Origin of the sequence: Pseudomonas sp. B37(2017) (assembly GCF_002112885.1) — a bacterium.
GTDB classification, from domain to species: Bacteria; Pseudomonadota; Gammaproteobacteria; order Pseudomonadales; family Pseudomonadaceae; genus Aquipseudomonas; species Aquipseudomonas paraglycinae.
In genome coordinates, this window is sequence record NZ_NEIX01000013.1 from 100,410 (window position 1) to 126,484 (window position 26,075).

General features: G+C 62.1%; 17 protein-coding genes and 1 pseudogene. 14 read left to right on the forward strand and 4 right to left on the reverse strand.

Annotated features, from left to right (window positions below; all coding sequences use genetic code 11):
• Positions 1–12: 12 nt before the first annotated feature.
• The 6 genes from dgcB (at position 13) to CAF90_RS25815 (ending at position 11,673) form a co-directional block, all read left to right on the forward strand.
• The gene (gene dgcB, locus CAF90_RS25790; RefSeq protein WP_085608911.1) at positions 13–1,962 is read left to right on the forward strand and encodes a dimethylglycine demethylation protein DgcB; all 1,950 of its coding nucleotides are present in this window, start codon (positions 13–15) and stop codon (positions 1,960–1,962) included.
• Positions 1,962–3,182, forward strand: a complete 1,221-nt coding sequence (locus tag CAF90_RS25795) for an electron transfer flavoprotein subunit alpha/FixB family protein (RefSeq protein ID WP_085608912.1) — start codon at positions 1,962–1,964, stop codon at positions 3,180–3,182. The genes dgcB and CAF90_RS25795 overlap by 1 nt, the downstream gene beginning before the upstream one ends.
• Positions 3,183–3,191: 9 nt before the next feature.
• Positions 3,192–3,962 (forward strand): electron transfer flavoprotein subunit beta, encoded by a 771-nt coding sequence (locus CAF90_RS25800; RefSeq protein WP_085608913.1) that lies wholly within the window; start codon positions 3,192–3,194, stop codon positions 3,960–3,962.
• A gap of 994 nt (positions 3,963–4,956) precedes the next feature.
• The gene (locus CAF90_RS25805) at positions 4,957–8,409 is read left to right on the forward strand and encodes a GMC family oxidoreductase N-terminal domain-containing protein (protein ID WP_085608914.1); all 3,453 of its coding nucleotides are present in this window, start codon (positions 4,957–4,959) and stop codon (positions 8,407–8,409) included.
• A 125-nt stretch (positions 8,410–8,534) separates the two neighbouring features.
• Positions 8,535–10,403 carry a hypothetical protein gene (locus CAF90_RS25810; protein ID WP_085608915.1) on the forward strand — a complete coding sequence of 623 codons (1,869 nt, stop codon included), beginning with the start codon at positions 8,535–8,537 and terminating at the stop codon, positions 10,401–10,403.
• Positions 10,404–10,428: 25 nt separating this feature from the next.
• A complete protein-coding gene (locus CAF90_RS25815; protein WP_085608916.1) occupies positions 10,429–11,673 on the forward strand; it encodes a metallophosphoesterase in 1,245 nt (414 codons plus the stop codon).
• A gap of 106 nt (positions 11,674–11,779) precedes the next feature.
• On the opposite strand, the gene gbcA is transcribed toward CAF90_RS25815, so the two are convergent.
• Positions 11,780–13,072, reverse strand: a complete 1,293-nt coding sequence (gbcA, locus tag CAF90_RS25820; protein WP_085608917.1) for a glycine-betaine demethylase subunit GbcA — start codon at positions 13,070–13,072, stop codon at positions 11,780–11,782.
• 293 nt (positions 13,073–13,365) lie between these two features.
• On the opposite strand from gbcA, the gene gbcB reads away from it, so the two are divergent.
• Positions 13,366–14,466 carry a glycine-betaine demethylase subunit GbcB gene (gene gbcB, locus CAF90_RS25830; protein ID WP_007959796.1) on the forward strand — a complete coding sequence of 367 codons (1,101 nt, stop codon included), beginning with the start codon at positions 13,366–13,368 and terminating at the stop codon, positions 14,464–14,466.
• Between the two features lie 53 nt (positions 14,467–14,519).
• Here gbcB and CAF90_RS25835 read toward each other — a convergent pair whose 3' ends face one another.
• From CAF90_RS25835 to CAF90_RS25845, 3 genes and pseudogenes are all read right to left on the reverse strand, one after another.
• Entirely contained in the window at positions 14,520–15,344 is an 825-nt protein-coding gene (locus CAF90_RS25835; RefSeq protein ID WP_085608918.1) for an NAD(P)-dependent oxidoreductase, read from the reverse strand.
• A 237-nt stretch (positions 15,345–15,581) separates the two neighbouring features.
• Positions 15,582–16,115, reverse strand: a pseudogene (locus CAF90_RS25840) (transposase).
• A gap of 329 nt (positions 16,116–16,444) precedes the next feature.
• Positions 16,445–17,485, reverse strand: a complete 1,041-nt coding sequence (locus tag CAF90_RS25845) for a low specificity L-threonine aldolase (protein ID WP_085608919.1) — start codon at positions 17,483–17,485, stop codon at positions 16,445–16,447.
• Positions 17,486–17,613: 128 nt separating this feature from the next.
• Here CAF90_RS25845 and CAF90_RS25850 point away from each other — a divergent pair, with 128 nt between their 5' ends.
• The 7 genes from CAF90_RS25850 to purU all read left to right on the forward strand — a co-directional run bounded on the left by CAF90_RS25850 (position 17,614) and on the right by purU (position 25,998).
• The gene (locus tag CAF90_RS25850; protein ID WP_085608920.1) at positions 17,614–18,324 is read left to right on the forward strand and encodes a TraX family protein; all 711 of its coding nucleotides are present in this window, start codon (positions 17,614–17,616) and stop codon (positions 18,322–18,324) included.
• Positions 18,325–18,480: 156 nt separating this feature from the next.
• The gene (gene glyA / locus CAF90_RS25855) at positions 18,481–19,734 is read left to right on the forward strand and encodes a serine hydroxymethyltransferase (RefSeq protein WP_007959804.1); all 1,254 of its coding nucleotides are present in this window, start codon (positions 18,481–18,483) and stop codon (positions 19,732–19,734) included.
• A gap of 20 nt (positions 19,735–19,754) precedes the next feature.
• Positions 19,755–21,005: a sarcosine oxidase subunit beta gene (locus CAF90_RS25860; RefSeq protein WP_003206307.1), complete on the forward strand. Its 1,251-nt coding sequence runs from the start codon at positions 19,755–19,757 to the stop codon at positions 21,003–21,005.
• A 13-nt stretch (positions 21,006–21,018) separates the two neighbouring features.
• Entirely contained in the window at positions 21,019–21,348 is a 330-nt protein-coding gene (locus CAF90_RS25865) for a sarcosine oxidase subunit delta (RefSeq protein ID WP_085608921.1), read from the forward strand.
• Complete coding sequence (locus tag CAF90_RS25870) at positions 21,345–24,362, forward strand: sarcosine oxidase subunit alpha (protein WP_085608922.1); 3,018 nt, start codon at positions 21,345–21,347, stop codon at positions 24,360–24,362. Before CAF90_RS25865 ends, CAF90_RS25870 begins: the two co-directional genes overlap by 4 nt.
• A gap of 132 nt (positions 24,363–24,494) precedes the next feature.
• A complete protein-coding gene (locus tag CAF90_RS25875) occupies positions 24,495–25,127 on the forward strand; it encodes a sarcosine oxidase subunit gamma (RefSeq protein ID WP_064599941.1) in 633 nt (210 codons plus the stop codon).
• A gap of 13 nt (positions 25,128–25,140) precedes the next feature.
• On the forward strand, positions 25,141–25,998 hold the full coding sequence (gene purU, locus CAF90_RS25880) for a formyltetrahydrofolate deformylase (protein ID WP_007959808.1): 858 nt from the start codon (positions 25,141–25,143) through the stop codon (positions 25,996–25,998).
• The last annotated feature ends 77 nt before the right edge of the window (positions 25,999–26,075 follow it).

Sequence of the window (26,075 nt, forward strand, 5' to 3'; positions counted from 1 at the left end):
GGGAGCTTCACCATGTTGAACACCCTTCTTCCAATCCTGTTGTTCGCAGCCCTGGCCCTCGCGGTGCTGGGTGCGTTGCGGCGGGTGGCCATGTGGCGTCGGGGCCGGGCCTCGAAGGTCGATCTGATCGGCGGCCTGTTCGCCATGCCCAAGCGTTACATGGTCGATCTGCACCACGTGGTGGCGCGGGACAAATACATCGCCAACACCCACGTCGCCACGGCGGGCGGTGCGGTGGCGTCGATCGTGTTGGCGATTCTGGTGCACGGTTTCGGCCTGCATAACCGGATCCTCGGCTACGCGTTACTGCTGATGACGGCGGTGATGTTCGTCGGGGCGATCTTCGTTTATCGGCGCCGGCTCAACCCGCCGTCGCGGCTGTCGAAAGGCCCGTGGATGCGCCTGCCGAAAAGCCTGCTGGCGTTCTCGGCCTCGTTCTTCCTGGTGACCTTGCCGGTGGCCGGGATCCTGCCGGAGAACTTCGGCGGCTGGATGCTTGCAGCGATTCTCGGTATCGGTGTGCTGTGGGGCGTGTCGGAACTGTTCTTCGGCATGACCTGGGGCGGCCCGATGAAACACGCCTTCGCCGGTGCCCTGCACCTGGCCTGGCACCGTCGCGCCGAACGTTTTGGTGGCGGTCGTTCCACCGGTTTGAAACCGCTGGACCTGAATGATCCGACCGCGCCGCTGGGCGTGGAGAAACCCAAGGATTTCACCTGGAACCAGTTGCTCGGTTTCGACGCCTGCGTGCAGTGCGGCAAGTGCGAAGCCGCGTGCCCGGCGTTCGCCGCCGGCCAGCCGTTGAACCCGAAAAAGCTGATTCAGGACATGGTCGTCGGCCTTGCCGGCGGCACCGATGCCAAGTTCGCCGGCAGCCCTTATCCGGGGAAACCTGTGGGTGAGCACAGCGGCAATCCGCATCAACCGATTGTCAACGGCCTGGTCGACGCCGAAACCTTGTGGTCGTGCACCACCTGCCGCGCCTGCGTCGAGGAGTGCCCGATGATGATCGAGCACGTCGATGCCATCGTCGACATGCGCCGCCATCTGACCCTGGAAAAAGGCGCGACCCCGAACAAGGGTGCCGAAGTCCTGGAAAACCTGATTGCTACCGACAACCCTGGCGGTTTTGCTCCGGGCGGCCGGATGAACTGGGCGGCGGACCTGAACCTCAATCTGCTCAGCGAGAAGAAGTCCACCGACGTGCTGTTCTGGGTCGGCGACGGTGCCTTCGACATGCGTAACCAGCGCACTCTGCGTGCGTTTGTCAAAGTGCTGAAAGCGGCCAAGGTCGACTTCGCGGTGCTGGGGCTTGAAGAACGCGACAGCGGCGATGTGGCCCGACGTCTGGGTGACGAAGCGACTTTCCAGTTGCTCGCCAAACGCAACATCCAGACCCTGGCCAAATACAGCTTCAACCGCATCGTCACCTGCGATCCGCACAGCTTCCACGTGTTGAAAAACGAGTACGGCGCCTTCGACGGCAACTACCTCGTGCAGCACCACAGCACTTACCTGGCGGAAATCATCCAGGCCGGCGCGCTGAACCTCGGTCAGCACAAAGGCAACAGCGTGACCTATCACGATCCTTGCTACCTCGGTCGCTACAACGGCGAGTACGAGGCGCCGCGCGAAGTGCTGCGCGCCCTCGGCATCGAGATCAAGGAAATGCAACGTTCCGGCTTCCGTTCGCGCTGCTGCGGCGGCGGTGGCGGGGCGCCGATCACTGACATTCCGGGCAAGCAGCGGATCCCCGACATGCGCATGGAGGACATCCGCGAGACCGGCGCCGAACTGGTAGCCGTGGGTTGTCCACAGTGCACGGCGATGCTCGAAGGCGTGGTCGAACCGCGTCCGCTGATCAAGGACATCGCCGAACTGGTGGCCGACGCGCTGCTCGAAGACGCCGCGCCGAACAAGCCCGCCACCCCGGCCAAACGTGAACCTGCGGAGGCCCACTGATGAGCGACATTATCCGCCGCGACCCCCGCGCCGAATGGATCGCACGCAACCGCCTGCACCCGCTGCACGCGGCCATGCAACCAGCGCAACACAGCTGGATGGGCCCTAACGGGATCATTCGCAAGAACCTGCACGGCATCGGCTTCATCGGGCCGAACGGCATCAAGCGCATCGACCGCAGCGGCGCCCAGCAGGGCGGGGCGGTCAAGCGCTCGGCTGCGGTCGAAGTGCAATTGCCGCTGCATCAGGTGCCGGCCCCGGCGTTCTATATCAGCGTGGTGCCGGACATGGTCGGCGGCCGCTTGAGCAGCCACGACCGCGATCTGCTTGGCCTTGCTCATCAACTGGCCGGCAGCGACGGCGCGGTATTGGCTGTGGTGTTCGGCGAGCACAAGGAAAACGCTTTCGCCACCGCAGGCGTTGACCGCTTGCTGGTGCTGGAAGGTGAAGAATTCAGTGGTTATGCACCGGAACAACGGATCCAGGGCCTGCGGGCTGTGGATAACCAGTTCAACCCGCGTCACTGGCTGCTGCCGGACAGCCGCAGCGGTGGCGGCGAACTCGGTCGACGCTTTGCTGCTGCATTGGGCGAGCGCCCGGCGACGCGGGTGTGGCAGGTCAAGGATCAGGAGTGCATCGGCCGCGCCGGTGCCGGGTTGCAGGATCTTGCCCGCCCGGTGGCGCGTTTGATTCTGGCGTCCGCCGAATGCGCGGAACCGGTCAGCGAAACCCGTCACGAAGCGCTGCCGGTGGAGTTATCCACACCTGTCGCGCGCAGCCTGTCGCGGATCGAGGATCTGGGTGCGGTGGCGGTGGACCCTGCAGCGATTCCGATGGCCGAAGCCGAGTTCATTTTCTCCGGCGGCAACGGGGTCAAGGACTGGGAGCTTTTCCACAGGACCGCCGGCGCCCTCGGTGCCACCGAAGGCGCTTCGCGGGTGGCGGTGGACGATGGCTTCATGGCCCGCGACCGTCAGGTCGGCGCGTCCGGCACCTGGGTCACCGCGCGGGTTTACGTGGCCGTGGGGATTTCCGGGGCGATCCAGCACCTGCAAGGCATCGGTGCCTGCGACAAGGTGGTGGCGATCAACCTCGATCCGGGTTGCGACATGATCAAGCGTGCCGACCTGTCGGTGATCGGCGAAAGCGCGGAAATTCTTCAGGCCTTGATCGCGGCGGTAGAGGCTTACCGCAACGAAGCCAAGCGCGATGCGGCTTAAGGAACGGTTATGAGCACAAAGATCATCAGTCTGGTTTCAATCGGCGCCCACCCGACCTCCGGCCGCCCGCGCCGCGCCGATCAGGACGCCCGCGCGGTGGAACTCGGCCTGCAACTGGCAGGGGATAACCTGCAAGTGCTGCACGCCGGCGATATCGCGGAACCGGCGCTGCGCGCCTATCTGGGCATGGGGCTTGCGCAGATGCATGTGCTGGAACAACCGGCCGGTGCCGACGCGTTGCCGGCGTTGACCGAGTATCTGCGTGATGCCGGCGCACAGGTCGTGTTGACCGGCAGTCAGGCGGAAACCGGCGAGGGTTCGGGGATGCTGCCGTTCCTGCTGGCCGAAGGGCTGGGCTGGCCATTGGTCGTCGGTTTGGCCCAGGTCGAATCGATCAACGATGGTTCTGCGCTGGTGCTGCAAGCGTTGCCCCGTGGGCAGCGGCGCCGGTTGAAGGTGCGCCTGCCGTTTCTGGCGACTGTGGATAACGCTGCGCCCAAGCCTCGGCAAAGTGCTTACGGCCCGGCCCGGCGTGGCGTTCTCCAAGCTGGGGATGTGGAAGTGGTCGACGACGAATTGCTCGCGGTGGCGACCCTGCAACCGGCCAAGCCCCGGCCGAAACGCTTGAAGGTGATCAAGGCCAAGAGCGGGGCTGACCGGATGAAGGCGGCTACGGCCAAGGCCAGTGGGGGCGGGGGGCAAGTGCTCAAGGGCGTGACGGCGCAGGCCGGGGCTGAAGCGATTTTGAAGTTGTTGATCGAAGAAGGTGTTGTCCGCTGAAACCTTTGTTGACCCTCTCCCTTCGGGAGAGGGCGCTTTACCCACAATCCCTGTTGGCGGATCTGTGGATAACGTGTTCGCCCCTCCCTGAATCCCACGCCAATCAAGCCCTCCAGCCCCCAGATCAAAAAACAACCAGCCTAACTCTCGGTTTTTACGAGCTTTTTCCCCAGAACAATTCCCAGACTTGCCCCCAATCTCTGTTGGCGCTTCTGTGGATAAGATGTTCGCTATCCGCTAAGAGCCATATAAACCGTGGCTTACAAAGACCTGATCAAAAAACGCTCAATTCAGCCTTTTAACCCGCTAATCCCCACGCAAACCCCCATTTATCAACGCCTCCAGCGCTTTTCCACAGCACCCGACAAGTTACCCCCGAACTCTGTTGGCGCTTCTGTGGATAAGGTGTTCGCCATCCTCTGCAAGCCACGTAATCCGTGCCGTATAGAGTGTTGATCAAAAAACAATCAATCGCTAATGAAAACCCTGCTTCTGGATAAGTCACGGTTTTTCTTCGCAAAATCCCGATTATTTTTCCAGGTCATCCACAGTTGTCCCCATTAGCTGTGGGTGTCTATGTGGATAACTTGTTCGCCAAACTCTGCAACCCCCGGCGGGCTTAGTCCAAAAGGCAATTGATCAGATTTCATACAGTTCTAAGAGGCTGCCTTGACTTCGATCCGGTGCCTGTCTTCACTGCAATGGCACAAGGACAGCCGTCACTTATCCACATCTGGTTCAGGGAGAACGCGTGATGGATACCCAGCCACACCGCTTACCCCTCAGTCCCTGCACGCTCCGCGCGCTGCCGGCACCTTCGCCGCGAAAGCGCACGTTGCGTCGTGCCGCCAATCAGCACGCCCGCCTGTAGCGCTTGATTCCTGCCTAAACCGTTGTACTGCCGTCGGGATTTCCCGGAGGCCAGGTGCCCGTTCGCCCATCGATTGCAGGCAACCGCAGAGTTGCCCCATCTGCCTGAGAGAGGAACCCCCTCATGACACGGATCGCAACGCCCATCAGCGAAATAAAAGAACACTACGACGTGATCGTCATCGGCTCCGGGTACGGCGGCGGCATTGCCGCGTCGCGCCTGTCCCGGGCCGGTAAGAAGGTCTGCCTGCTGGAACGCGGTCGGGAGATCCAGCCCGGCGAATACCCCAACACCATGATCGCCGCGACCGAGGAATTGCAGGTACACGATCCGGACGGCCACATCGGCTCGCGTACCGGGTTGTTCGATCTGCATGTCAACGCGCAGCAGAACGTGGTGGTCGGTTGCGGCCTCGGCGGCACGTCGCTGATCAATGCCAACGTCTCGCTGGAACCGACAGCCGATGTGTTCAAGGATCCACGCTGGCCGTTGGCGGTGCGCGAGGATAACGATGGCCTGCTCAAGGCGGGTTACGAAAAAGCCCGGGAGATGCTCAAACCCAATCCCTACCCGAGCACCTCGCCGAACCTGCCTAAGCTTGATGCCAACAAAAAATCCGCAGACTTCCTCAAGCAAGGCGCGCATTTCTACAAGCCGCCGATCAACGTGACCTTCGACAAACTGCCCAACAACCTCAATCACGTCGGCGTCGAGCAACTGCCGTGCAACCACTGCGGCGACTGCGTATCGGGCTGTAACAACAAGGCCAAGAACACCACGCTGATGAACTACCTGCCGGACGCCACCAACCACGGCGCGGAGATTTTCTGTCAGGCCCAGGTGCGGCATCTGGAGCGCGACGGCAATGGCTGGATCGTGCACTTCCAGTATCTGGACAGCGGTCGCGAGAAATTCGACGCGCCGACGCTGTTCGTGAAGGCTGACATCGTGGTGGTTTCTGCCGGCACCCTCGGTTCCACCGAAATTCTGCTGCGCTCGCGGGACAAGGGCCTGGTGATGTCCGGGCAGCTCGGCGAGAACATGAGCGGCAACGGCGACATCCTCGGCTTCGGCCACAACTGCGAGCAGACCATCAACGGCATCGGTTTCGGCGCGCATTCGGCCAAGGAAATGCAACCGGTCGGCCCCTGCATCACTTCGATCATCGACATGCGCACCGAGGGTGACCGCAGCAGTCGCATGGTCATCGAGGAAGGTTCGATCCCCGGCGCGCTCGGCCGGCCGATGGTGCCGGCGATGGCCGGGTTCGCCGAGATGATCGGCAAGCCCACCGACGACAGCTTCAGCGGCAAAGTGAAGTACAAGGAGCGTGAAGCCGAAAGCTTCCTGCGCGGTCCGTATCACGGCGCGCTGCACAACATGCAGACCTACCTGATCATGAGCCACGACAGCGGTCAGGGACGCATGGTCCTCGACAGCAAGGATCAGCTGCGCATCGACTGGCCGGGCGTCGGCGAGCAGGAAAACTTCAAGATCGGCAACGAACGCCTGTACCAGAGCACCAAAGCCCTGGGCGGGATCTGGGTCGAGAATCCGATCTGGACCAAGCTGCTCAAGCACAGCATCGTCTCGGTGCATCCGCTGGGCGGTTGCGTGATGGGCGAAGACGCCGCGCAAGGCGTGGTCAACCACAAGGGCCAGGTGTTCAGCGGTGCCAGTGGCACCGATGTCTACGCCAACCTGTACGTGACCGACGGCGCGGTGATCCCGACGTCACTGGCGGTCAACCCGCTGCTGACCATCTCCGCCGTGAGCGAGCGCAACATGGGCCTGCTGGCCGCCGATCGTGGCTGGACGATCGACTACACGTTGCCGTCGGCCCCGCGTAAACAGACCGCGCCGCCGACCCTTGGCGTGCAGTTCACTGAAACCATGAAAGGCTACTTCTCCCGCGCCTTCACCGCCGCGCAAAGCACCGACCTGAAGGTTTACGAGGCGGCTGCCAAGCGCGGCGAGGCGGACAACTCGCCGATCGACTTCACCCTGACCATCACCGCCAACGACCTCAACCGGATGATCAAGGAGCCGGAACACGCCGCGACCATCGTCGGCACGGTGATCGCCCCGGCGCTGTCGCCGGAACCGCTGACCGCCAGCAACGGCGTGTTCAACCTGTTCGAGCAGTTCGAGCAGCAGGTCGACACGCGCCACATGAAGTACGACATGAAGCTGACCGCCGAGGACGGCCACGACTATTTCTTCAGCGCCTTCAAGACCGTGCCGGAAGACAACGGCGTGCTGAATATCTGGCACGACACCAGCACCCTCTACGTCACGCTGTATCGCGGGCCGGACAAGTCCGGCGAGGTGATTGGCTCCGGGGTGATGGATATCAAGCCGGCCGATTTCGCCAAGCAGATGACCACCATGAAAGTCCTCAATGCGCGCAACGAGCGTGAGCGCATCGAAGGGCTGGCGCGGTTCGGCAAGTTCTTCGCCGGGATTCTCTGGGAAAGTTATGGCGGGGTGTTTGCCGGGGACAAATACTTCAATCCCGACGCGCCGCCACGGCTGAAACGGCCACTGGATGCGCCGACGCCTGCCGTGCATTTCTTCTCCACCGAAGACGGCGTCCAGCTGCGCCTGACCCGCTATCAGGCCGGCAGCAAAGGCCCGGTGATGCTGGTGCATGGTCTGGGCGTGGGCTCGAATATCTTTTCTACCGATACGATCCAGACCAACCTGCTGGAGTTTCTCTGCAAGCACGATTACGACGTGTGGCTGCTGGATTTCCGGGTGAGCATCTTGTTGCCAGCGAGCAAGAAGGAATGGAACGGCGACCAGATCGCCCAGTACGACTTCAAGGCCGCCATCGCACAGATCCAGCAGGAAACCCAAGCCAGGGACGTGCAGTGCGTGGTGCATTGCTACGGTGCGACGACGTTCTTCATGTCGCTGCTCGCCGGTTTGCAGGGCGTGCGTTCGGTGGTCTGCTCGCAGATTGCCGCCGACACGGTGGTCGCGACGGCAACGGGGTTGAAGGCCGGTCTGCACTTGCCGGGAATGCTTGACGCGATCGGCATCAAATCCATGACCGCCTACGCCGACAGCAAGGAGAACTGGTTCAACCGGCTCTACGACAAGGCGCTCAACGGCTACGCGCGGATCGAAGCCCAAGGCTATTGCACCAACCCGGTGTGCCACCGCATCACCTTCATGTACGCCTCGCTGTATCGCCACGACACCCTCAACGAAACCCTGCACGACAACCTGCACGAGCTGTTCGGCGAGTCGAACATCGAGACCTTCGAGCACCTGGCGCTGATCGTGCGCAAAGGGCATCTGGTGGATTTCAAAGGGCACGACGTATACATGCCGCACTTTGATCGGCTGACCATGCCGATCTGTTTTATCAGCGGCGCCGACAACCAGTGTTATCTGCCGGAAAGCACGCTCAAGACTTATCAGCGGGTTTGCGAGAAACACGGGCCGGAACGCTACAGCCGGCATGTGGTGCCGGGGTACGGCCACATCGATTGCATGTTCGGCAAGAACGCGGTGGTCGATGTGTATCCGATCATCCTTGAACACCTGGAGAAAACAGCCCTCGGATAGCCCCCCGATCGTTCCCACGCTCTGCGTGGGAATGCATACCGGGACGCTCTGCGTCCCAAGAGCGGACGCAGAGCGTCCATGGCGGCATTCCCCCGCGGAGCGGGGGAACGATCTGGGGAACTGATATGGACAGCTACATCCGCTGGTTTCAACGCTTCATCTGGCTCGGCATTGCGATGAACATGGTGTTCGCGATCCCGGCGCTGTTCGCGCCGGGGTTGCTGACATCGGTGGTCGGCCTGCCGCCGCAACTCTCCGACCCGTGGCTGGAAAACGCCGGGATGCTGCTGGTGGGCATCAGCGTGTTCTACATGCCGTCGGGCTTCAACGCGCCGCGCTACGTGGTGCATTCCTGGCTGTGCGTGCTGACGCGGTTGATCGCGGTGGCGTTCTGGATCTACCTGATCAACACCAGCAGCCAGGGTTCGGTGTTCGTGCCGATGCTGATGGGCGACCTGAGCTTTTTCCTGATCCTCGGCATCCTGCTGTACCTCGGCACCACGCCTGAAAACCGACCCTTGGCGCTGCTCTGTGATGGCTGGCGCGAATGGCGGGCGGCGTGGGCGCGGCAGTGGCAGAGTCACGCGTTCAAGGTCGGCACGCTGATCGTTGTGGCGCTGCTGGCGTTCATCGGTTACCAGACCTGGTATCAGATGCTGCGCGTGGTGCCGGAGCAGGATTACGCCTCCGACGAAGACCACTACAAATACGCCGCCATCGGCCTCGGTATCGAAGCGCGGATTCCGTATTACCTGTTCTCGGTATTGCCGCAGATGTGCCCGGAAAAACTGCCGAAACCCGGCGGCTGGGAAGTCTTCGGGTTCCTGTTCGAGAACGGTAAGGACCTGCCGATCGGCATGGCCAAGCGACAGATCGGTTACCCGACCGTCGAGCCGAACTGCGCGCTGTGCCACACCGGTTCCTACCGGGCCAATGCCAGCGACGTCGCGGTGAATGTGCCGAGCGCACCGGCCAATACCCTGCAACTGCAGGCTTTCCAGTGGTTTGCCTACGATTGCGCCAGCGATCCGAAATTCACCACCGACGCGGTGATGGCGGCGATCAACAGCAAGTTCCAGCTGGGCTTTTTCGAGAAGCTCTACAACCGTTACCTGATCATTCCGATGGCCAAGACCGCGCTGCTCAAACAGAAGCAGGCCTACGCTTGGCAGAAACTGCGCCCGCAACAGGGGCCGGGGCGCACCGACACCTTCAACCCGACGAAAATGGTGGTGTTCGGCTTCCCGGATGACTCGACCATCGGCACCGTCGACCTGCCGCAAGTGTGGAACCAGAAACCCCGGGAATCGATGTACCTGCACTGGGACGGCAATAACAACAAGATCCACGAGCGCAACTACGCGGCTGCGATGGCCGTGGGCGCGACGCCGGAATCGGTGCTGCCGCCGAGTTTCAACCGGGTGACCAACTGGCTGCTCGGGCACAAGGCGCCGGCGTGGCCGTGGGCACTGGATCAGGCCAAGGTCGCCCAGGGCAAACCGGTGTGGGAGGCCAATTGTGCCAGTTGTCATGATTTCGGGCGTACCGACACCGGGCAGGTCACCACCAACATCGACCAGCTCGGCACCGATCCGCACCGGCTGAACTCGTTCACCACCGGGCTGGTGGCGGCGTTCCACACCTTCAAGAAACCACCGTTCGATTTTGGCGCCTACCGCAAGACCCAGAGCTACAGCAACACGCCCACCGACGGCATCTGGCTGCGCGCGCCGTACCTGCACAACGGTTCGGTGCCGACGTTGTGGGACTTGCTGCAACCGCCGGAAAAACGTCCGCAGGTGTTCATCACCGGCTCCGATGTCTACGACCCGGTCAACGTCGGCTTCGTGACCAGTGGCGCCCAGGCCAAAGCTTCGGCGGACTTCACCTACGACACGCGCCTGGAAGGCAACCACAACAGCGGTCACCTGTACGGCACGACGCTGTCGGACGACGACAAGCGAGCGCTGATCGAATTCATGAAAACCCTGTGAACCCTTACGGATAGAGGATTACGTCATGTCAGCGGTCGGACATCTGAAGCACGAATACGACAAGGTCAAGGTACGCCTGCACGGCTTGTTCACGCGCATCGAAATGGCCTGGATGAAGCTCATCAGCGAGCTGGAGCCGCAGGAGTTTCAAGCCATCATCAAGTTGCTCCAGCGCGGTCACGATCAGGCGCAATACGTGCTCAAGCACGGCGAGCTGCCGGACGACGAGCCAGCGGTGCCGTGGGAGTTGTCCCACGGCCTGTCGATCCTGCGCATCGGCAACGCGACGCCGCTGCCGCAATCGCCCGATCAACTGCAAACCAAGGTACTCAAGGACGGCACGCTGCTGGGCTGTCGCAAATGGGAGCTGCTGGATCTGCTGTGGAGCGAGGCACTGCTCAAGTGGATCGAAAACCTGCGCCATCACGCGACCTTCGGCACCGATCCGGCGCTGGTGAAAATGGAGCGTGAAGTGACGCTGGCGATTGCCGGCGACTGGGGCACCGGGCCGTTCAACAGCCATGCGCCGGCGGTGTCGGTGGCGAACCAGATGCAACTGGCCAATGCCGACTTCACCATTCATTTGGGGGATGTTTATTACGCCGGCACCCACTCTCAGGAAGACACCGACATGGCGGGCTGGCCGATGGGCACCCACGGCTCGTTCACCCTCAATTCCAACCACGAGATGTACAGCGGCGCCCACGGTTATTTCAAGGAACTGGCCGCGCGTTTTCCGGGGCAGCAGGGCACCAGCTACTTTGCCCTGATCAATGACGACTGGCTGATTGTCGGGCTGGACACGGCGTACGCCTCGGACGTCATGAACCTGTACATGGACGGAACGCTGAACAAGCCGCAGATCGAGTGGATGAAGGGCCTGCCGAAACGCAAGAAACTCATGGTGCTCAGCCACCATCAGGGCTTCGACATCACCGGGCACAACAAGACCGCGCTGTATCAACCGGTGTGCGATGCGCTGGGGCGTGAGCCGGATTACTGGTATTGGGGGCATCTGCACAACGGCATCGTCTACGCGACCCAGGGCGGGCTGCATGCGCGTTGTGCCGGCCACGGAGCGATTCCCTACGGCACCACCAGCGAGCTGAACGGACATTCGCGGGTGCTGTTTTCGGAGACGAAGGATGCGAACGATCCGGACTATCCGCTAAGGGTTTTGAACGGGTACGCGAAGATCAGGTTGGTGGGGGAGGAGATTTTCGAGGAGTTTATTGGTGAGGATGGCAGTGTGAGGTGGTCATCCAAGTGATGCGATGACAGTGATGACGCCATCGCTAGCAGGCTAGCTCCCACACTGGATCTCCGGTGCACAGAAATCCCCTGTGGGAGCCAGCCTGCTGGCGATGCTTTTGCTGTTAGCCTTGGACTGGCACGCCTTTGAGGTATGGCGCCGGCTCGGCCCCCAGGTTGCTCAGCATCCGCTCGCTGTACCAGTCGACGAAGTTGACCACGCCAAATTCATAGGTTTTGGAATACGGGCCCGGCTGGTACGCGGTGGAGTTGATCCCGCGCTGGTTCTCTTCGGCCAGACGACGGTCCTGATCGTTGGTCGCATCCCACACCTGGCGCATGCGTTCGACGTCGTAGTCCACGCCTTCGACGGCATCCTTGTGCACCAGCCACTTGGTGGTGACCATGGTTTCCTGGGCGCTGATCGGCCACACGGTGAACACGATGATGTGGTCGCCCATGCAGTGGTTCCACGAGTGCGGCAGGTGCAGGATGCGCATCGAGCCCAGATCGGGGTTCTTGATCCGGCCCATCAGCTTGGCGCAGCCCTGTTTGCCGTCCATGGTCATCGATACGGTGCCCTTGAGCAGCGGCATGCGCACGATGCGGTTGCGCAGGCCGAAACTGGCGTGGGCGTAAGGGATCTTTTCGGCTTCCCACGCGGCAGCGGAGGCGGCGACGTGATCCTTGAACGCCTGATCGGCGCGCGGGTCGGTGACGTCGTCCCATTCCAGCAGGGTTTTCAACAGTTCCGGGTGCGAACCGTTGCAGTGGTAGCACTCGCGGTTGTTTTCCAGCACCAGTTTCCAGTTGGCCTTCTCCATCAAGGTGGTGGTAATCGCCACCTTGGTGTTCTCCATGTCGTACGGTTCCATGTAGTGGTTCAGCGTCGACAGGAAGTCATCGATGGCCGGCGGGTTCTCCGCCAGGCTGATGAAGATATAGCCGCCGGCGGTTTTCACGTTTACCGGTTTGAGGCCGTACTGCTTCATGTCGAAGTCGGCGCCCATCTCGGTGCCGGCGAACAGCAGGCGCCCGTCCAGCTCATACGTCCACTGGTGGTAGTGGCAGACCAGTTTGGCGACTTTGCCCTTGTCGCTGGTGCACAGGCGCGAGCCACGGTGGCGGCAGACGTTGTGGAATGCGTGCACCACGCCTTCGGCACCGCGAATCACGATGATCGGGTTCTTGCCGATCTGCAGGGTGATGTAGTTGCCCTTGGCCGGGATTTCGCAGGTCATGCCGGCGATCAACCACTCCTTCTGGAAGATCTCCTGCATGTCGATATCGAACAGCCTCTCGTCACTGTAGAACGGTTGCGGCAGGGAATAGGTGCGCTCGCGCTCCTGCAGCATTTGTGCGGTGGCCTTGCGTGCGGGTTCCAGCGGGTCGCCCAGGCTGATTTTTGCGGTGTCCATCGATGTAATCCTCAAGGCCATCTGCGTGGCCGCGAAAGTGGCTGATCGGGTGTGCGGCTAAGGGGTGCTACGCAAGGTGTAAAGAATCTGTTTGTGTTGGGGCGAGTGTGGGGCCGGCGCAGGCGAGAACCTTATCCATGGGCGACATGGTGCAATCTGTTCCCGACGCGCAACCCCCGGTGGTTGGGGGCTGGTCGCGATAAGTATGTCAATGTCGCGGATAGGTAAACGGGGCGTTCGCGCTATACGCAGAATCGCCACATGAAGGCCGACAGTCGGCCGTGGAGAACAGCATGTCGAACAGCTTCCTGAATCCGGTCACCACCCAGACCTGGGCCAATGGCCGACACATCGTCCGTTGCGTCAAAGTCATCCAGGAAACCTGGGATGTGCGCACCTTCTGCTTCATGGCCGACCAGCCGATCCTGTTCTTCTTCAAGCCCGGGCAATTCGTGACCCTGGAGCTGGAAATCGAAGGCCAGCCGATCATGCGCTCGTACACCATCTCCAGCTCGCCGTCGGTGCCGTACAGCTTTTCGGTGACCATCAAGCGGGTGCCGGGGGGCAAGGTGTCCAACTGGCTGCACGACACCCTGCATGAAGGCCAGGAGCTGGCGGTGCACGGGCCGGTCGGGCTGTTCAACGCCATCGATTTCCCGAGCCCGAAAGTGCTGTACCTGAGCGGTGGCGTCGGCATCACGCCGTGCATGTCCATGGCGCGCTGGTTCTACGACACCAACGGCAACGTCGACATGACGTTCATCCACAGCGCCCGCTCGCCGAAAGACATCATTTATCACCGCGAGCTGGAACACATGGCGTCGCGGATCGACAACTTCAGCCTGCACCTGATCTGCGAGAAGCACGGCTTGGGCGAGCCGTGGGCCGGCTATCGCGGCTACCTCAACCACAAGATGCTGGAACTGATGGTGCCGGACTTCCTCGAGCGCGAAGTCTTCTGCTGCGGCCCGACGCCTTACATGACGGCGGTCAAGCGCCTGCTGGAAAACGCCGGCTACGACATGAAGCGCTATCACGAGGAATCCTTCGGCGCCACGCCACCGGAAGCCCGTGCCGATGCGGTGGAGCAGGCCGAACAGGCGGCGGAAGCACCGGAAGTCCCGGCGGCGGATCTGCACTTGGTGGAATTCACCTCTTCGGACAAGAGCATCCGTGTGGCACCGGGCGAGACTGTGCATGCGGCGGCTGCGAAGGTCGGCCTTATGATCCCGAAAGCCTGCGGCATGGGGATCTGCGGGACGTGCAAGGTGCTCAAGCTGGGTGGCGAGGTGGAGATGGATCACAACGGCGGGATCACCGAGGACGACGAGGCGGAGGGGTACATTCTTTCCTGCTGCAGTGTGCCGAAGGGGGATGTTCGTATCGAGTACTGATGCCGGCATGAAACCTGTGGGAGCGAACAGGCTCGGTCCCACAGGTTTGTCGTTCAATCGACGAACAAATCCGGCATCAACTTCGCATCACTCCCCGGCTCAAAGCGGTAATGATCGAACTCCGTCACGCCGCTCTCCCGCAAAATCTCCTCATCAATCAACAACCGCCCGGTAATCCGCCGCTCGCTGCTACTTAGAATCACATGCGCCGCATCCGCCATGATCGCCGGCGTCCTCGCATGTTTGAACGACTCCCGATTGCCCAGCTGAAACTCAATCGCCGCCGTGGCGATCATGGTCTGCGGCCACAGCGAATTGACGCTGATCCCATAGTTGGCGAACTCCTCGCTCATCCCGACAGTCAGCATGCTCATGCCGTACTTGGTCACGGTGTAGGGGCTGTACTGCGCGAACCATTTGCTGGCTAGATTCAGCGGCGGTGACAGGTTGAGAATGTGCCCGGAGGATTTCTTCAGATAGGGCAGCGCCGCCTGGCTGCACAGCAACACCGCGCGGGTGTTGATCTGATGCATCAGGTCGAAACGCTTGAGTTCTATGTGCTGCACACCGGTCAACTTGATCGCCCCGGCGTTGTTCACCAGCGCATCAATCCCACCGAAATGTTCATTGGCCTGAGCCAGCGCCTGACGCACCGCGTCTTCATCACGCACATCCAGTTGCAGCGCCAGGGCCTTGCCGCCGGCCGCTTCGACTTCAGCGGCGACGCTGTGGATGGTGCCGGGCAACTTGGCGTGCGGCTCGGCGCTCTTGGCCGCGATCACGATATTGGCCCCGTCCTGTGCAGCCCGCAGCGCAATCTCGCGCCCGATGCCACGGCTGGCGCCGGTGATGAACAAGGTTTTGCCTTTTAGCGACATGCGCAAGCTCCTGCTTATTGTTATGTGAGCGATGGCTCGACAGACAATGTAGACGATGGAGCTGAAACGGGAGGGAGCCAGATCGTTCCCACGCTCCGCGTGGGAATGCAGCCTGTGACGCTCCGCGTCATGACGATGCCTGGCGTTGCATTGGTGGTGCGGCAGGAACGCGGAGCGTCCCGGTATGCATTCCCACGCAGAGCGTGGGAACGATCTGCGTGTGGGATACCGGGAGCTTCAGTACCAGCGCTGAACCTCGATCAGCCCGTCCAGCCCTGCATAGTTTCGGGCGCTCGAATACCGCCAGTGCTCCGGCAGCTCCACATAACCACGCTTTACCGGGTTGTTGTGGATGTAATCGAGTTTCTGGCGCATGACTTCTTCGCTGTAGACCATCTCCGCGTGAGCACCTTCCTGCCACATCTGATACACCCGATCTTCCTTGTGTGCCCGTTTGCTGAAGCGAAGGCGCTTCAATGCTCTTTCTGCACCCCTGTTTTGCAGGTCATCAATGATCTGTCGGGCTGTGAAGGATTTGAACTGGCTCAGGCATTTACTCAGGTCAGGCGCCTAGGCGACGAAATGCAGGTGGTTTTCCAGGATCACGTAGCCGTAGAGCTTCAGTTGCTGGTGGGTTTGTTGATAGCGCCAACAGTTGAGCAGGTGGTCGACGAGATAAGGGCGGACGAACAGTGGCAGCCACTCCACCAGCGTGCAGGTCAGGAAGTGAGGCTTGTCGGGTTCGGTGATGGTGTAGCGGCTTCGGCCCATGGGATTCATCCTTGAATCTTGCGGTGCTGCTGAGAGGAGCGCGGAGCGTCCCCGATGCACTCCGACGCAGACGGTTCGACGCCTCGACGTGGGAACGATCAGAGTGAGGTGGCCGGAGTGATCGCGCTAGAGGCGAAGTCTGTAGCGGCGGTGGGAAAAATCATCTGTAGCTTTGAGTCGTGATCGTTCCCACGCTCTGCGTGGGAATGCAGCCCTCGACGCTCCGCGTCATGACGGTGGCAGGCGTTGCATCGGCGGTGCGGCAGGAACGCGGAGCGTCCCGGGAGGCATTCCCACGCGGAGCGTGGGAACGATCAAGGAGGAGGCGATCAGGCCGACATGACTTCGCGGATGTCGCGTGCCAGTTCGCGGACGCGTTCTTCTTCGGTGTCCCACGAGCACATGAAGCGGGCGCCGCCCTTGCCGATGAAGGTGTAGAAGCGCCAGCCGCGCGCGGTCAGGGCGGCGATGGCCGGTTCCGAGAGTTGCAGGAACACGCCGTTGGCCTGGACCGGGAACATCAGCTCCACGCCCGGGATGTCGCTGACCAGTTCGGCCAGCAGTTGCGCGCAGTGGTTGGCGTGGCGGGCGTATTTGAGCCAGGCGTCGTTTTCCAGGATGCCGACCCACGGGGCCGACAGGAAGCGCATCTTCGAGGCCAGTTGCCCGGCCTGTTTGCAGCGGTAGTCGAAGTCTTCGGCCAGTTTGTGGTTGAAGAACAGGATCGCCTCACCCACCGCCATGCCGTTTTTCGTGCCGCCGAAGCACAGCACGTCGACGCCGGCCTTCCAGGTCAGGTCCGCCGGCGAGCAGCCGAGGAATGCGCAGGCGTTGGAGAAACGCGCGCCGTCCATGTGCAGGTTCAGGCCCAGCTCCTTGCAGGTGTCGCTGATGGCGCGGACTTCTTCCGGGGTGTAGACGCTGCCGACCTCGGTGGCCTGGGTCAGGGTCACGACGCGCGGTTTCGGGTAGTGAATGTCCTGGCGCTTGAGGGCGACTTCGCGGATCGAGGCCGGGGTGATCTTGCCGTTTTCGGTGCCGGCGATCAGCAGTTTCGAACCGTTGGAGAAGAATTCCGGGGCGCCGCATTCGTCGGTTTCGACGTGGGCGGTTTCCGAGCAGATCACGCTGTGGTAACTCTGGCACAGCGACGACAGCGCGAGGGAGTTGGCGGCGGTGCCGTTGAACGCGAAGAACACTTCGCAGTCGGTCTCGAACAGCTTGCGGAAATAATCGGCGGCGCGTGCTGTCCACTCATCGTCGCCATAGGCGCGCTGGTGGCCGTGGTTGGCCTGTTCCATGGCAGCCCAGGCTTCAGGGCAGATACCGGAGTAGTTGTCGCTGGCGAATTGTTGGCTCTTGTCGGTCATGGCCGGCTTCCGTGATCGAGGCGCTTGTGGCGCTTCGTGGGGTCAATGATGGTGCGCACTGTACCGAAGATCATCCGGGGAGCACACGGGATGTCGCTGTCAGAACATTACAGGGATGCGAGCCGATTATGCACCTGAGCCAGCGCGACGGCGCACTCGATCTGCTCAAGTGGCTGGCGCTGCTGAGCATGCTGCTCGATCACCTGCGATATGTCGGGATCGGCGCCGATTGGCTGTATGTGCCGGGACGGCTGGCGTTCCCGTGGTTCTGCCTGGCGATGGCGGCGAATCTGGCACGGGACGGCGCGCGCAAGACCGAATGGCGCTATCTGGGCTGGTTGTTACTGTTCAGCCTGCTCAGCGAGATTCCCTATCGTTTGTACATTCCCGAGCCCGACACCTTGAACGTGATGCCCACGCTGGCGCTGGGCTTGCTGGTGGCGCGGGGCTGGCAGGACCCAACGCTGATTTCGCGACTGCTGGGTGTCAGTGCTTTGCTGGTCGCCGCGCTGTTCCCGGAGCGACTGATGTTCGGTCTGTTCGGCGTCCTGCTGCCGCTGGCGATGTTGCTGGTGTTTCGCAAACCCTGGTTTTTCAGCCTGCTGCCGGGGCTGGTGTGTCTGGCGGCGAATCAGTGGCGGGTGCTCTACGAATCCGCGCAGTTCGGCAACATCGTCGCCATCCTCGGCATAGCGACCTGCCTGATCGCGCCACTGCTCGGAATGTTCCTGTTGCGACACGCCACTTACCTCCACGCGCCACCCATGCGGCGCTGGGCGTATGCGCTCTATCCCGCGCATTTCGTGGTTCTTCTGGCCTTGCGCCAGCTGCTTGTTTGAGTCCGTCGTCCCCGTCATGTCGTAAACGCACCTTTGCGTGGCGTCCGTAGGCATTTGACCTCCCTGCGCCGGCCATACCATCGCATCAAAGGGCATTGGCTGAACGCCGTGCCTTACCGAGACGAATGGCGCACAGATGCCGCTGGGAGAGACGCGATGTTCAGCAAGCAAGACCAGATCCAGGGTTACGACGATGCACTGCTGGCGGCGATGAATGCCGAGGAGCAACGTCAGGAAGATCACATCGAGCTGATCGCGTCGGAGAACTACACCAGCAAACGCGTGATGGAAGCGCAAGGCAGCGGCCTGACCAACAAATACGCCGAAGGCTATCCGGGCAAGCGCTACTACGGTGGCTGCGAGCACGTCGACAAGGTTGAAGCCCTGGCCATCGAACGCGCCAAGCAACTGTTCGGCGCCGATTACGCCAACGTCCAGCCGCACTCCGGTTCTTCGGCCAACAGCGCCGTGTACCTGGCCCTGTTGCAAGCGGGCGACACCATTCTCGGCATGAGCCTGGCCCACGGTGGTCACCTGACCCACGGCGCCAAGGTGTCGTCCTCGGGCAAGCTGTACAACGCCGTGCAGTACGGCATCGACACCAAGACTGGCCTGATCGATTACGACGAAGTCGAGCGTCTGGCTGTCGAGTGCAAGCCGAAGATGATCGTCGCCGGTTTCTCGGCCTACTCGAAAACCCTCGACTTCCCGCGCTTCCGTCAGATCGCCGACAAGGTCGGTGCGCTGCTGTTCGTCGACATGGCCCACGTCGCCGGTCTGGTGGCTGCCGGTCTGTACCCGAACCCGCTGCCGTATGCCGACGTGGTCACCACCACCACTCACAAGACCCTGCGCGGTCCGCGTGGCGGCCTGATCCTGGCCAAGTCCAACGAAGAAATCGAGAAGAAGCTCAACGCCGCGGTATTCCCCGGCGCCCAGGGCGGCCCGCTGATGCACGTCATCGCCGGCAAGGCCGTGTGCTTCAAGGAAGCACTGGAGCCTGGCTTCAAGGCCTATCAGCAACAAGTGATCGACAACGCCCAGGCGATGGCGAGCGTATTTATCAAACGTGGCTACGATGTAGTGTCCGGCGGCACCGACAACCACCTGTTCCTGGTCAGCCTGATTCGTCAGGGCCTCACCGGTAAGGACGCCGACGCCGCCCTCGGTCGCGCTCACATCACCGTCAACAAGAACGCCGTACCGAACGACCCGCAGTCGCCGTTCGTGACCTCCGGCCTGCGCATCGGCACCCCGGCGGTGACCACTCGCGGCTTCAAGGTGACCCAGTGCGTGACGCTGGCCGGCTGGATCTGCGACATCCTCGACAACCTCGGCGATGCCGATGTCGAGGCCAACGTCGCCCAGCAGGTTTCGGCCCTGTGCGCTGACTTCCCGGTTTATCGCTGAGCGTTCTGGAGTACATGACTATGCAACGCTATTCGGGCTTCGGCCTCTTCAAACACTCCCTCAGCCACCACGAAAACTGGCAGCGCATGTGGCGCACGCCGACCCCGAAAAAGGTCTACGACGTGGTCATCGTCGGCGGCGGCGGGCACGGTCTGGCGACGGCCTACTATCTGGCCAAAGAGCACGGCATCACCAACGTGGCCGTGGTCGAGAAGGGCTGGCTGGGCGGCGGTAACACCGCGCGCAACACCACCATCGTTCGCTCCAACTACCTGTGGGACGAGTCGGCGCACCTGTACGAACACGCGATGAAACTGTGGGAAGGCCTGTCGCAAGACCTGAACTACAACGTGATGTTCTCCCAGCGCGGCGTCTACAACCTGTGCCACACCCTGCAGGACATTCGTGATTCCGAGCGTCGGGTCAGCGCCAACCGCCTCAACGGCGTCGACGGCGAACTGCTCAACGCCAAGCAAGTCGCGGACGAAATTCCGTACCTCGACTGCTCGAAAAACACCCGCTACCCCGTGATGGGCGCAACCGTTCAGCGTCGCGGCGGCGTGGCCCGTCACGATGCCGTGGCGTGGGGCTTTGCCCGTGCCGCCGACGCCCTCGGCGTGGACTTGATCCAGCAGACCGAAGTGATCGGTTTCCGCAAGGAAAACGGCGTGTGCATCGGTGTCGAAACCAACAAGGGCTTTATCGGCGCCAAGCGCGTCGGCGTGGTCACCGCCGGTAACTCCGGGCACATGGCCAAGCTCGCCGGTTTCCGTCTGCCGATCGAATCGCACCCGCTGCAAGCGCTGGTGTCCGAGCCGATCAAGCCGATCATCGACAGCGTGATCATGTCCAACGCCGTGCACGGCTACATCAGCCAGTCCGACAAGGGCGACCTGGTGATCGGCGCCGGTATCGACGGCTACAACGGCTACGGTCAGCGCGGTTCCTACCCGGTGATCGAGCACACCATTCAGGCCATCGTCGAGATGTTCCCGGTGCTGTCTCGGGTGCGCATGAACCGTCAGTGGGGCGGCATCGTCGACACCACGCCGGACGCCTGCCCGATCATTTCGAAAACCCCGGTGCCGAACATGTTCTTCAACTGTGGTTGGGGCACCGGTGGCTTCAAGGCAACACCTGGCTCGGGCAACGTGTTTGCCGCAAGCCTGGCCAAGGGTGAAATGCACCCGCTGGCCGCACCTTTCTCCATCGACCGTTTCCACAACGGTGCGTTGATCGACGAACACGGCGCTGCGGCTGTCGCCCACTAACAGGAGAAATCCCATGTTGCATATCTTCTGTCCTCACTGCGGCGAACTGCGCTCCGAAGAGGAATTCCACGCATCCGGCCAGGCGCACATCCCGCGCCCGCTGGACCCTGCAAGCTGCACCGACGAGGAGTGGGGCGACTACATGTTCTTCCGCGACAACCCGCGCGGTCTGCACCACGAGTTGTGGGATCACGTCGCCGGTTGCCGCCAGTACTTCAACGTCACCCGCGACACCGTGACCTACGAGATTCTCGAAACCTACAAGATCGGCACCAAGCCGCAATTCACCGACAAGGCTGACACTGCGAAAGCAGCCACGACGGCGCTGGGAGAGAAGGTATGAGCCAGACCAATCGCCTGTCCAACGGTGGACGGATCGACCGCAACAAAGTGCTGAGCTTCACCTTCAACGGTCAGACCTACAAAGGTTTTGAAGGCGACTCGCTGGCCGCAGCCCTGCTGGCCAACGGCGTCGACATCATTGGCCGCAGCTTCAAGTATTCGCGTCCGCGCGGCATCTTTGCCGCCGGTGCCGAAGAGCCGAACGCGGTGCTGCAGATCGGTGCTACCGAAGCCACTCAGATCCCTAACGTGCGCGCCACGCAACAGGCGTTGTACCAGGGCCTGGTCGCCACCAGCACCAACGGCTGGCCGAGCGTCAACAACGACATGATGGGGATTCTCGGCAAGGTCGGCGGCAAGCTGATGCCGCCGGGTTTCTACTACAAAACCTTCATGTACCCGCAATCGTTCTGGATGACTTACGAGAAATACATTCGTAAGGCTGCCGGCCTCGGCCGCTCGCCGACCGAGAACGATCCGGACACCTACGATTACATGAACCAGCACTGCGACGTGCTGATCGTCGGCGCCGGCCCGGCCGGTCTGGCCGCAGCACTGGCTGCTGCACGCAGCGGTGCCCGGGTGATCATCGCCGATGAACAGGAAGAGTTCGGCGGCAGCCTGCTCGACTCCCGCGAAAGCCTCGACGGCAAGCCAGCCGTGGAGTGGGTTGCCAGTGTCGTTGCCGAATTGAAGAACACTCCGGACGTGCTGCTGTTGCCGCGCGCCACGGTCAACGGTTACCACGACCACAACTTCCTGACTATTCACGAACGCCTCACCGATCACCTCGGCGACCGCGCTCCGATCGGCCAGGTGCGTCAGCGCATCCACCGCGTCCGCGCCAAGCGTGTGGTGCTGGCGACCGGCGCTCACGAGCGTCCGCTGGTCTACGGCAACAACGACGTCCCGGGCAACATGCTCGCCGGTGCTGTGTCGACATACGTGCGCCGTTACGGCGTGGCACCGGGCAAGAAACTGGTGCTGTCGACCAACAACGATCACGCCTATCGCGTGGCGCTGGACTGGCTCGACGCCAGCCTGCAAGTCGTCGCCATTGCCGACGCCCGCAGCAATCCGCGCGGTGCACTGGTTGAAGAAGCGCGCGCCAAAGGCATTCGCATCCTCACCGGCAGCGCCGTAATCGAGGCCCGTGGCAGCAAGCACGTGACCGCTGCCCGTGTGGCGGCGATCGATGTCAAAGGCCACAAGGTCACCAGCCCGGGCGAATGGCTCGACTGCGACCTGATCGCCAGCTCCGGCGGTTACAGCCCGGTGGTTCACCTGGCGTCGCACCTCGGCGGCAAGCCGATCTGGCGCGAAGACATCCTCGGTTTCGTACCGGGCGAAGCACCGCAGAAACGCGTATGCGTCGGCGGCATCAACGGCGTCTACGGTCTCGGCGATTCCCTGGCCGACGGTTTTGAAGGCGGCGTGCGCGCTGCGTCCGAAGCCGGGTTCCAGAGCGTCGAAGCGGTCCTGCCGAAAGCCCTGAGCCGTCTGGAAGAGCCGACGCTGGCGCTGTTCCAGGTGCCGCACGAAAAAGCCACCGCACGGGCGCCGAAGCAATTCGTCGACCTGCAGAACGACGTGACCGCCGCCGCCATCGAACTGGCGACCCGCGAAGGTTTCGAGTCGGTCGAGCACGTCAAACGCTACACCGCGCTGGGCTTCGGCACCGATCAGGGCAAGCTCGGCAACGTCAACGGCCTGGCGATTGCCGCCCGTTCGCTGAACGTGACCATCCCGCAGATGGGCACCACGATGTTCCGTCCGAACTACACGCCGGTGACTTTCGGCGCGGTAGCCGGCCGTCACTGCGGGCACATCTTCGAACCGGTGCGTTACACCGCACTGCATCAATGGCACCTGAAAAACGGCGCCGAGTTCGAAGACGTCGGCCAGTGGAAACGTCCGTGGTACTTCCCGAAAAACGGCGAAGACATGCATGCCGCGGTCAAACGCGAATGCAAGGCCGTGCGTGACAGCGTCGGTCTGCTGGACGCTTCGACCCTGGGCAAGATCGACATCCAGGGCCCGGACGCCCGTGAGTTCCTCAACCGCGTGTACACCAACGCCTGGACCAAGCTCGACGTGGGCAAGGCCCGTTACGGCCTGATGTGCAAGGAAGACGGCATGGTCTTCGACGACGGTGTGACGGCGTGTCTGGCCGACAACCATTTCGTCATGACCACCACCACCGGCGGCGCGGCTCGCGTACTGCAGTGGCTGGAGCTGTACCACCAGACCGAATGGCCAGAGATGAAGGTCTACTTCACCTCCGTCACCGACCACTGGGCGACCATGACCCTGTCCGGCCCGAACAGCCGCAAGCTGCTCAGCGCCGTGACCGACATCGACCTGGCCAACGAAGCCTTCCCGTTCATGACCTGGAAAGAAGGTCTGGTCGGCGGTGTGCCGGCGCGGGTGTTCCGTATCTCGTTCACCGGTGAGCTGTCGTACGAAGTCAACGTCCAGGCCGACTACGCGATGGGCGTGCTGGAAAAAATCGTCGAGGCCGGCAAGCAGTACAACCTGACGCCGTACGGCACCGAGACCATGCACGTCCTGCGGGCCGAGAAGGGCTTCATCATCGTCGGCCAGGACACCGACGGCTCGATGACCCCGGACGACCTGAACATGGGCTGGTGCGTCGGTCGCACCAAACCGTTCTCGTGGATCGGCCAGCGCGGCATGAACCGTGAAGACTGCGTGCGTGACCAGCGTAAACAGCTGGTGGGTCTGAAGCCGATCGATCCGAACGTATGGCTGCCGGAAGGTGCACAGCTGGTGTTCAACACCAAGCAGTCGATCCCGATGACCATGGTCGGCCACGTGACCTCCAGCTACGCGCACAACTCCCTCGGCTATTCGTTTGCCATGGGCGTGGTGAAGGGCGGTCTGAAGCGTCTGGGCGAGCGGGTGTTCGCACCGCTGGCGGATGGCAGCGTGATCGAGGCGGAAATCGTTTCTTCGGTGTTCTTCGATCCGAAAGGCGATCGCCAGAACATTTGACACTGATCGTTCCCACGCTCTGCGTGGGAATGCATCCCGGGACGCTCCGCGTCCCAAGAGCGGACGCAGAGCGTCCATGGCGGCATTCCCACGCAGAGCGTGGGAACGATCAAACAAAAGAATAGGTGCTTTATGACCGCAGCCAACGTTTACCAACAACGCCCGACCACCGGGGCCAAGGCCGAGTCGTCGCTGCATCACGCCGACCTCGCCAGCCTGGTCGGCAAGGGCCGCAAGACCGCCGGCGTGACCGTGCGCGAAAAGAAACTCCTCGGCCATCTGACCATCCGTGGCGACGGCCACGATGCCGCATTCGCCGCCGGTGTGCACAAGGCGCTGGGCATTGAATTGCCGGGCGCCCTGAGCGTGATCGTCAAAGGCGAAACCAGCCTGCAATGGATGGGCCCTGACGAGTGGCTGCTGATCGTGCCGAGCGGTGAAGAGTTCGCTGCCGAGCAGAAACTGCGCGAAGCGCTGGGCGATCTGCACATCGCAATCGTCAACGTCAGCGGCGGCCAGCAGGTGCTGGAGTTGAGCGGCCCGAACGTGCGTCAGGTGCTGATGAAATCCACCAGCTACGACGTGCACCCGAACAACTTCCCGGTCGGCAAGGCTGTCGGCACGGTGTTCGCCAAGTCGCAGCTGATGATCCGCCACACCGCCGAAGACACCTGGGAACTGCTGATCCGTCGCAGCTTCTCGGATTACTGGTGGTTGTGGTTGCAGGATGCGTCCGCCGAATACGGCCTTAGCGTTCAGGCCTGATCAGGAGAAAACGATGAGCCGCGCCCCGGATACATGGATTCTGACCGCCGACTGCCCCAGCGTTCTCGGCACCGTGGACGCGGTGACGCGTTTTCTGTTCGAGCAGGGTTGCTACGTGACCGAGCACCACTCGTTCGATGACCGCCTCTCGGGCCGGTTCTTCATTCGTGTGGAATTCCGCCAGCCCGACGGTTTCGACGAGCAATCCTTCCGCGCCGGCCTCGCTGAACGCGGTCAGGCGTTCGGCATGATCTTCGAGCTGACTGCGCCAAACTACCGGCCAAAAGTGGTGATCATGGTCTCCAAGGCCGATCACTGCCTCAACGACTTGCTCTACCGCCAGCGCATCGGCCAGCTGTCGATGGACGTGGCGGCGGTGGTGTCGAACCACCCGGACCTCAAGCCGCTGGCCGACTGGCACCAGATTCCCTACTACCATTTCCCCCTCGACCCCAATGACAAACCGGCTCAGGAGCGGCAGGTGTGGCAGGTGATCGAGGAGGCCGGTGCCGAACTGGTGATCCTCGCCCGCTACATGCAGGTGCTGTCGCCGGAGCTGTGCCGCAAGCTCGATGGCAAGGCGATCAACATTCATCACTCGCTGCTGCCGGGCTTCAAGGGCGCCAAGCCGTATCACCAAGCCTACAACAAGGGCGTGAAACTGGTGGGCGCCACCGCGCACTACATCAACAACGACCTCGACGAGGGGCCGATTATCGCCCAGGGCGTCGAGGCGGTGGATCACAGTCATTACCCCGAAGACCTGATCGCCAAGGGCCGCGACATCGAAGGCCTGACCCTGGCCCGGGCCGTGGGATATCACATCGAAAGAAGGGTTTTTTTGAACGCCAACAGAACCGTCGTTCTTTAGATCGCTATCGCGAGCAAGCTCGCTCCCACAGGGGATTTGTGGTGTGAGCAAGATGGCATGCACCCAAGAGAGCCAAT

Coding starts and splice junctions, on each gene's coding strand:
- dgcB (WP_085608911.1), top strand. CDS start 13: ATGTTGAACACCCTTCTTCCAATCCTGTTGTTCGCAGCCCTGGCCCTC.
- CAF90_RS25795 (WP_085608912.1), top strand. CDS start 1,962: ATGAGCGACATTATCCGCCGCGACCCCCGCGCCGAATGGATCGCACGC.
- CAF90_RS25800 (WP_085608913.1), top strand. CDS start 3,192: ATGAGCACAAAGATCATCAGTCTGGTTTCAATCGGCGCCCACCCGACC.
- CAF90_RS25805 (WP_085608914.1), top strand. CDS start 4,957: ATGACACGGATCGCAACGCCCATCAGCGAAATAAAAGAACACTACGAC.
- CAF90_RS25810 (WP_085608915.1), top strand. CDS start 8,535: ATGGACAGCTACATCCGCTGGTTTCAACGCTTCATCTGGCTCGGCATT.
- CAF90_RS25815 (WP_085608916.1), top strand. CDS start 10,429: ATGTCAGCGGTCGGACATCTGAAGCACGAATACGACAAGGTCAAGGTA.
- gbcA (WP_085608917.1), bottom strand. CDS start 13,072: ATGGACACCGCAAAAATCAGCCTGGGCGACCCGCTGGAACCCGCACGC.
- gbcB (WP_007959796.1), top strand. CDS start 13,366: ATGTCGAACAGCTTCCTGAATCCGGTCACCACCCAGACCTGGGCCAAT.
- CAF90_RS25835 (WP_085608918.1), bottom strand. CDS start 15,344: ATGTCGCTAAAAGGCAAAACCTTGTTCATCACCGGCGCCAGCCGTGGC.
- CAF90_RS25845 (WP_085608919.1), bottom strand. CDS start 17,485: ATGACCGACAAGAGCCAACAATTCGCCAGCGACAACTACTCCGGTATC.
- CAF90_RS25850 (WP_085608920.1), top strand. CDS start 17,614: ATGCACCTGAGCCAGCGCGACGGCGCACTCGATCTGCTCAAGTGGCTG.
- glyA (WP_007959804.1), top strand. CDS start 18,481: ATGTTCAGCAAGCAAGACCAGATCCAGGGTTACGACGATGCACTGCTG.
- CAF90_RS25860 (WP_003206307.1), top strand. CDS start 19,755: ATGCAACGCTATTCGGGCTTCGGCCTCTTCAAACACTCCCTCAGCCAC.
- CAF90_RS25865 (WP_085608921.1), top strand. CDS start 21,019: ATGTTGCATATCTTCTGTCCTCACTGCGGCGAACTGCGCTCCGAAGAG.
- CAF90_RS25870 (WP_085608922.1), top strand. CDS start 21,345: ATGAGCCAGACCAATCGCCTGTCCAACGGTGGACGGATCGACCGCAAC.
- CAF90_RS25875 (WP_064599941.1), top strand. CDS start 24,495: ATGACCGCAGCCAACGTTTACCAACAACGCCCGACCACCGGGGCCAAG.
- purU (WP_007959808.1), top strand. CDS start 25,141: ATGAGCCGCGCCCCGGATACATGGATTCTGACCGCCGACTGCCCCAGC.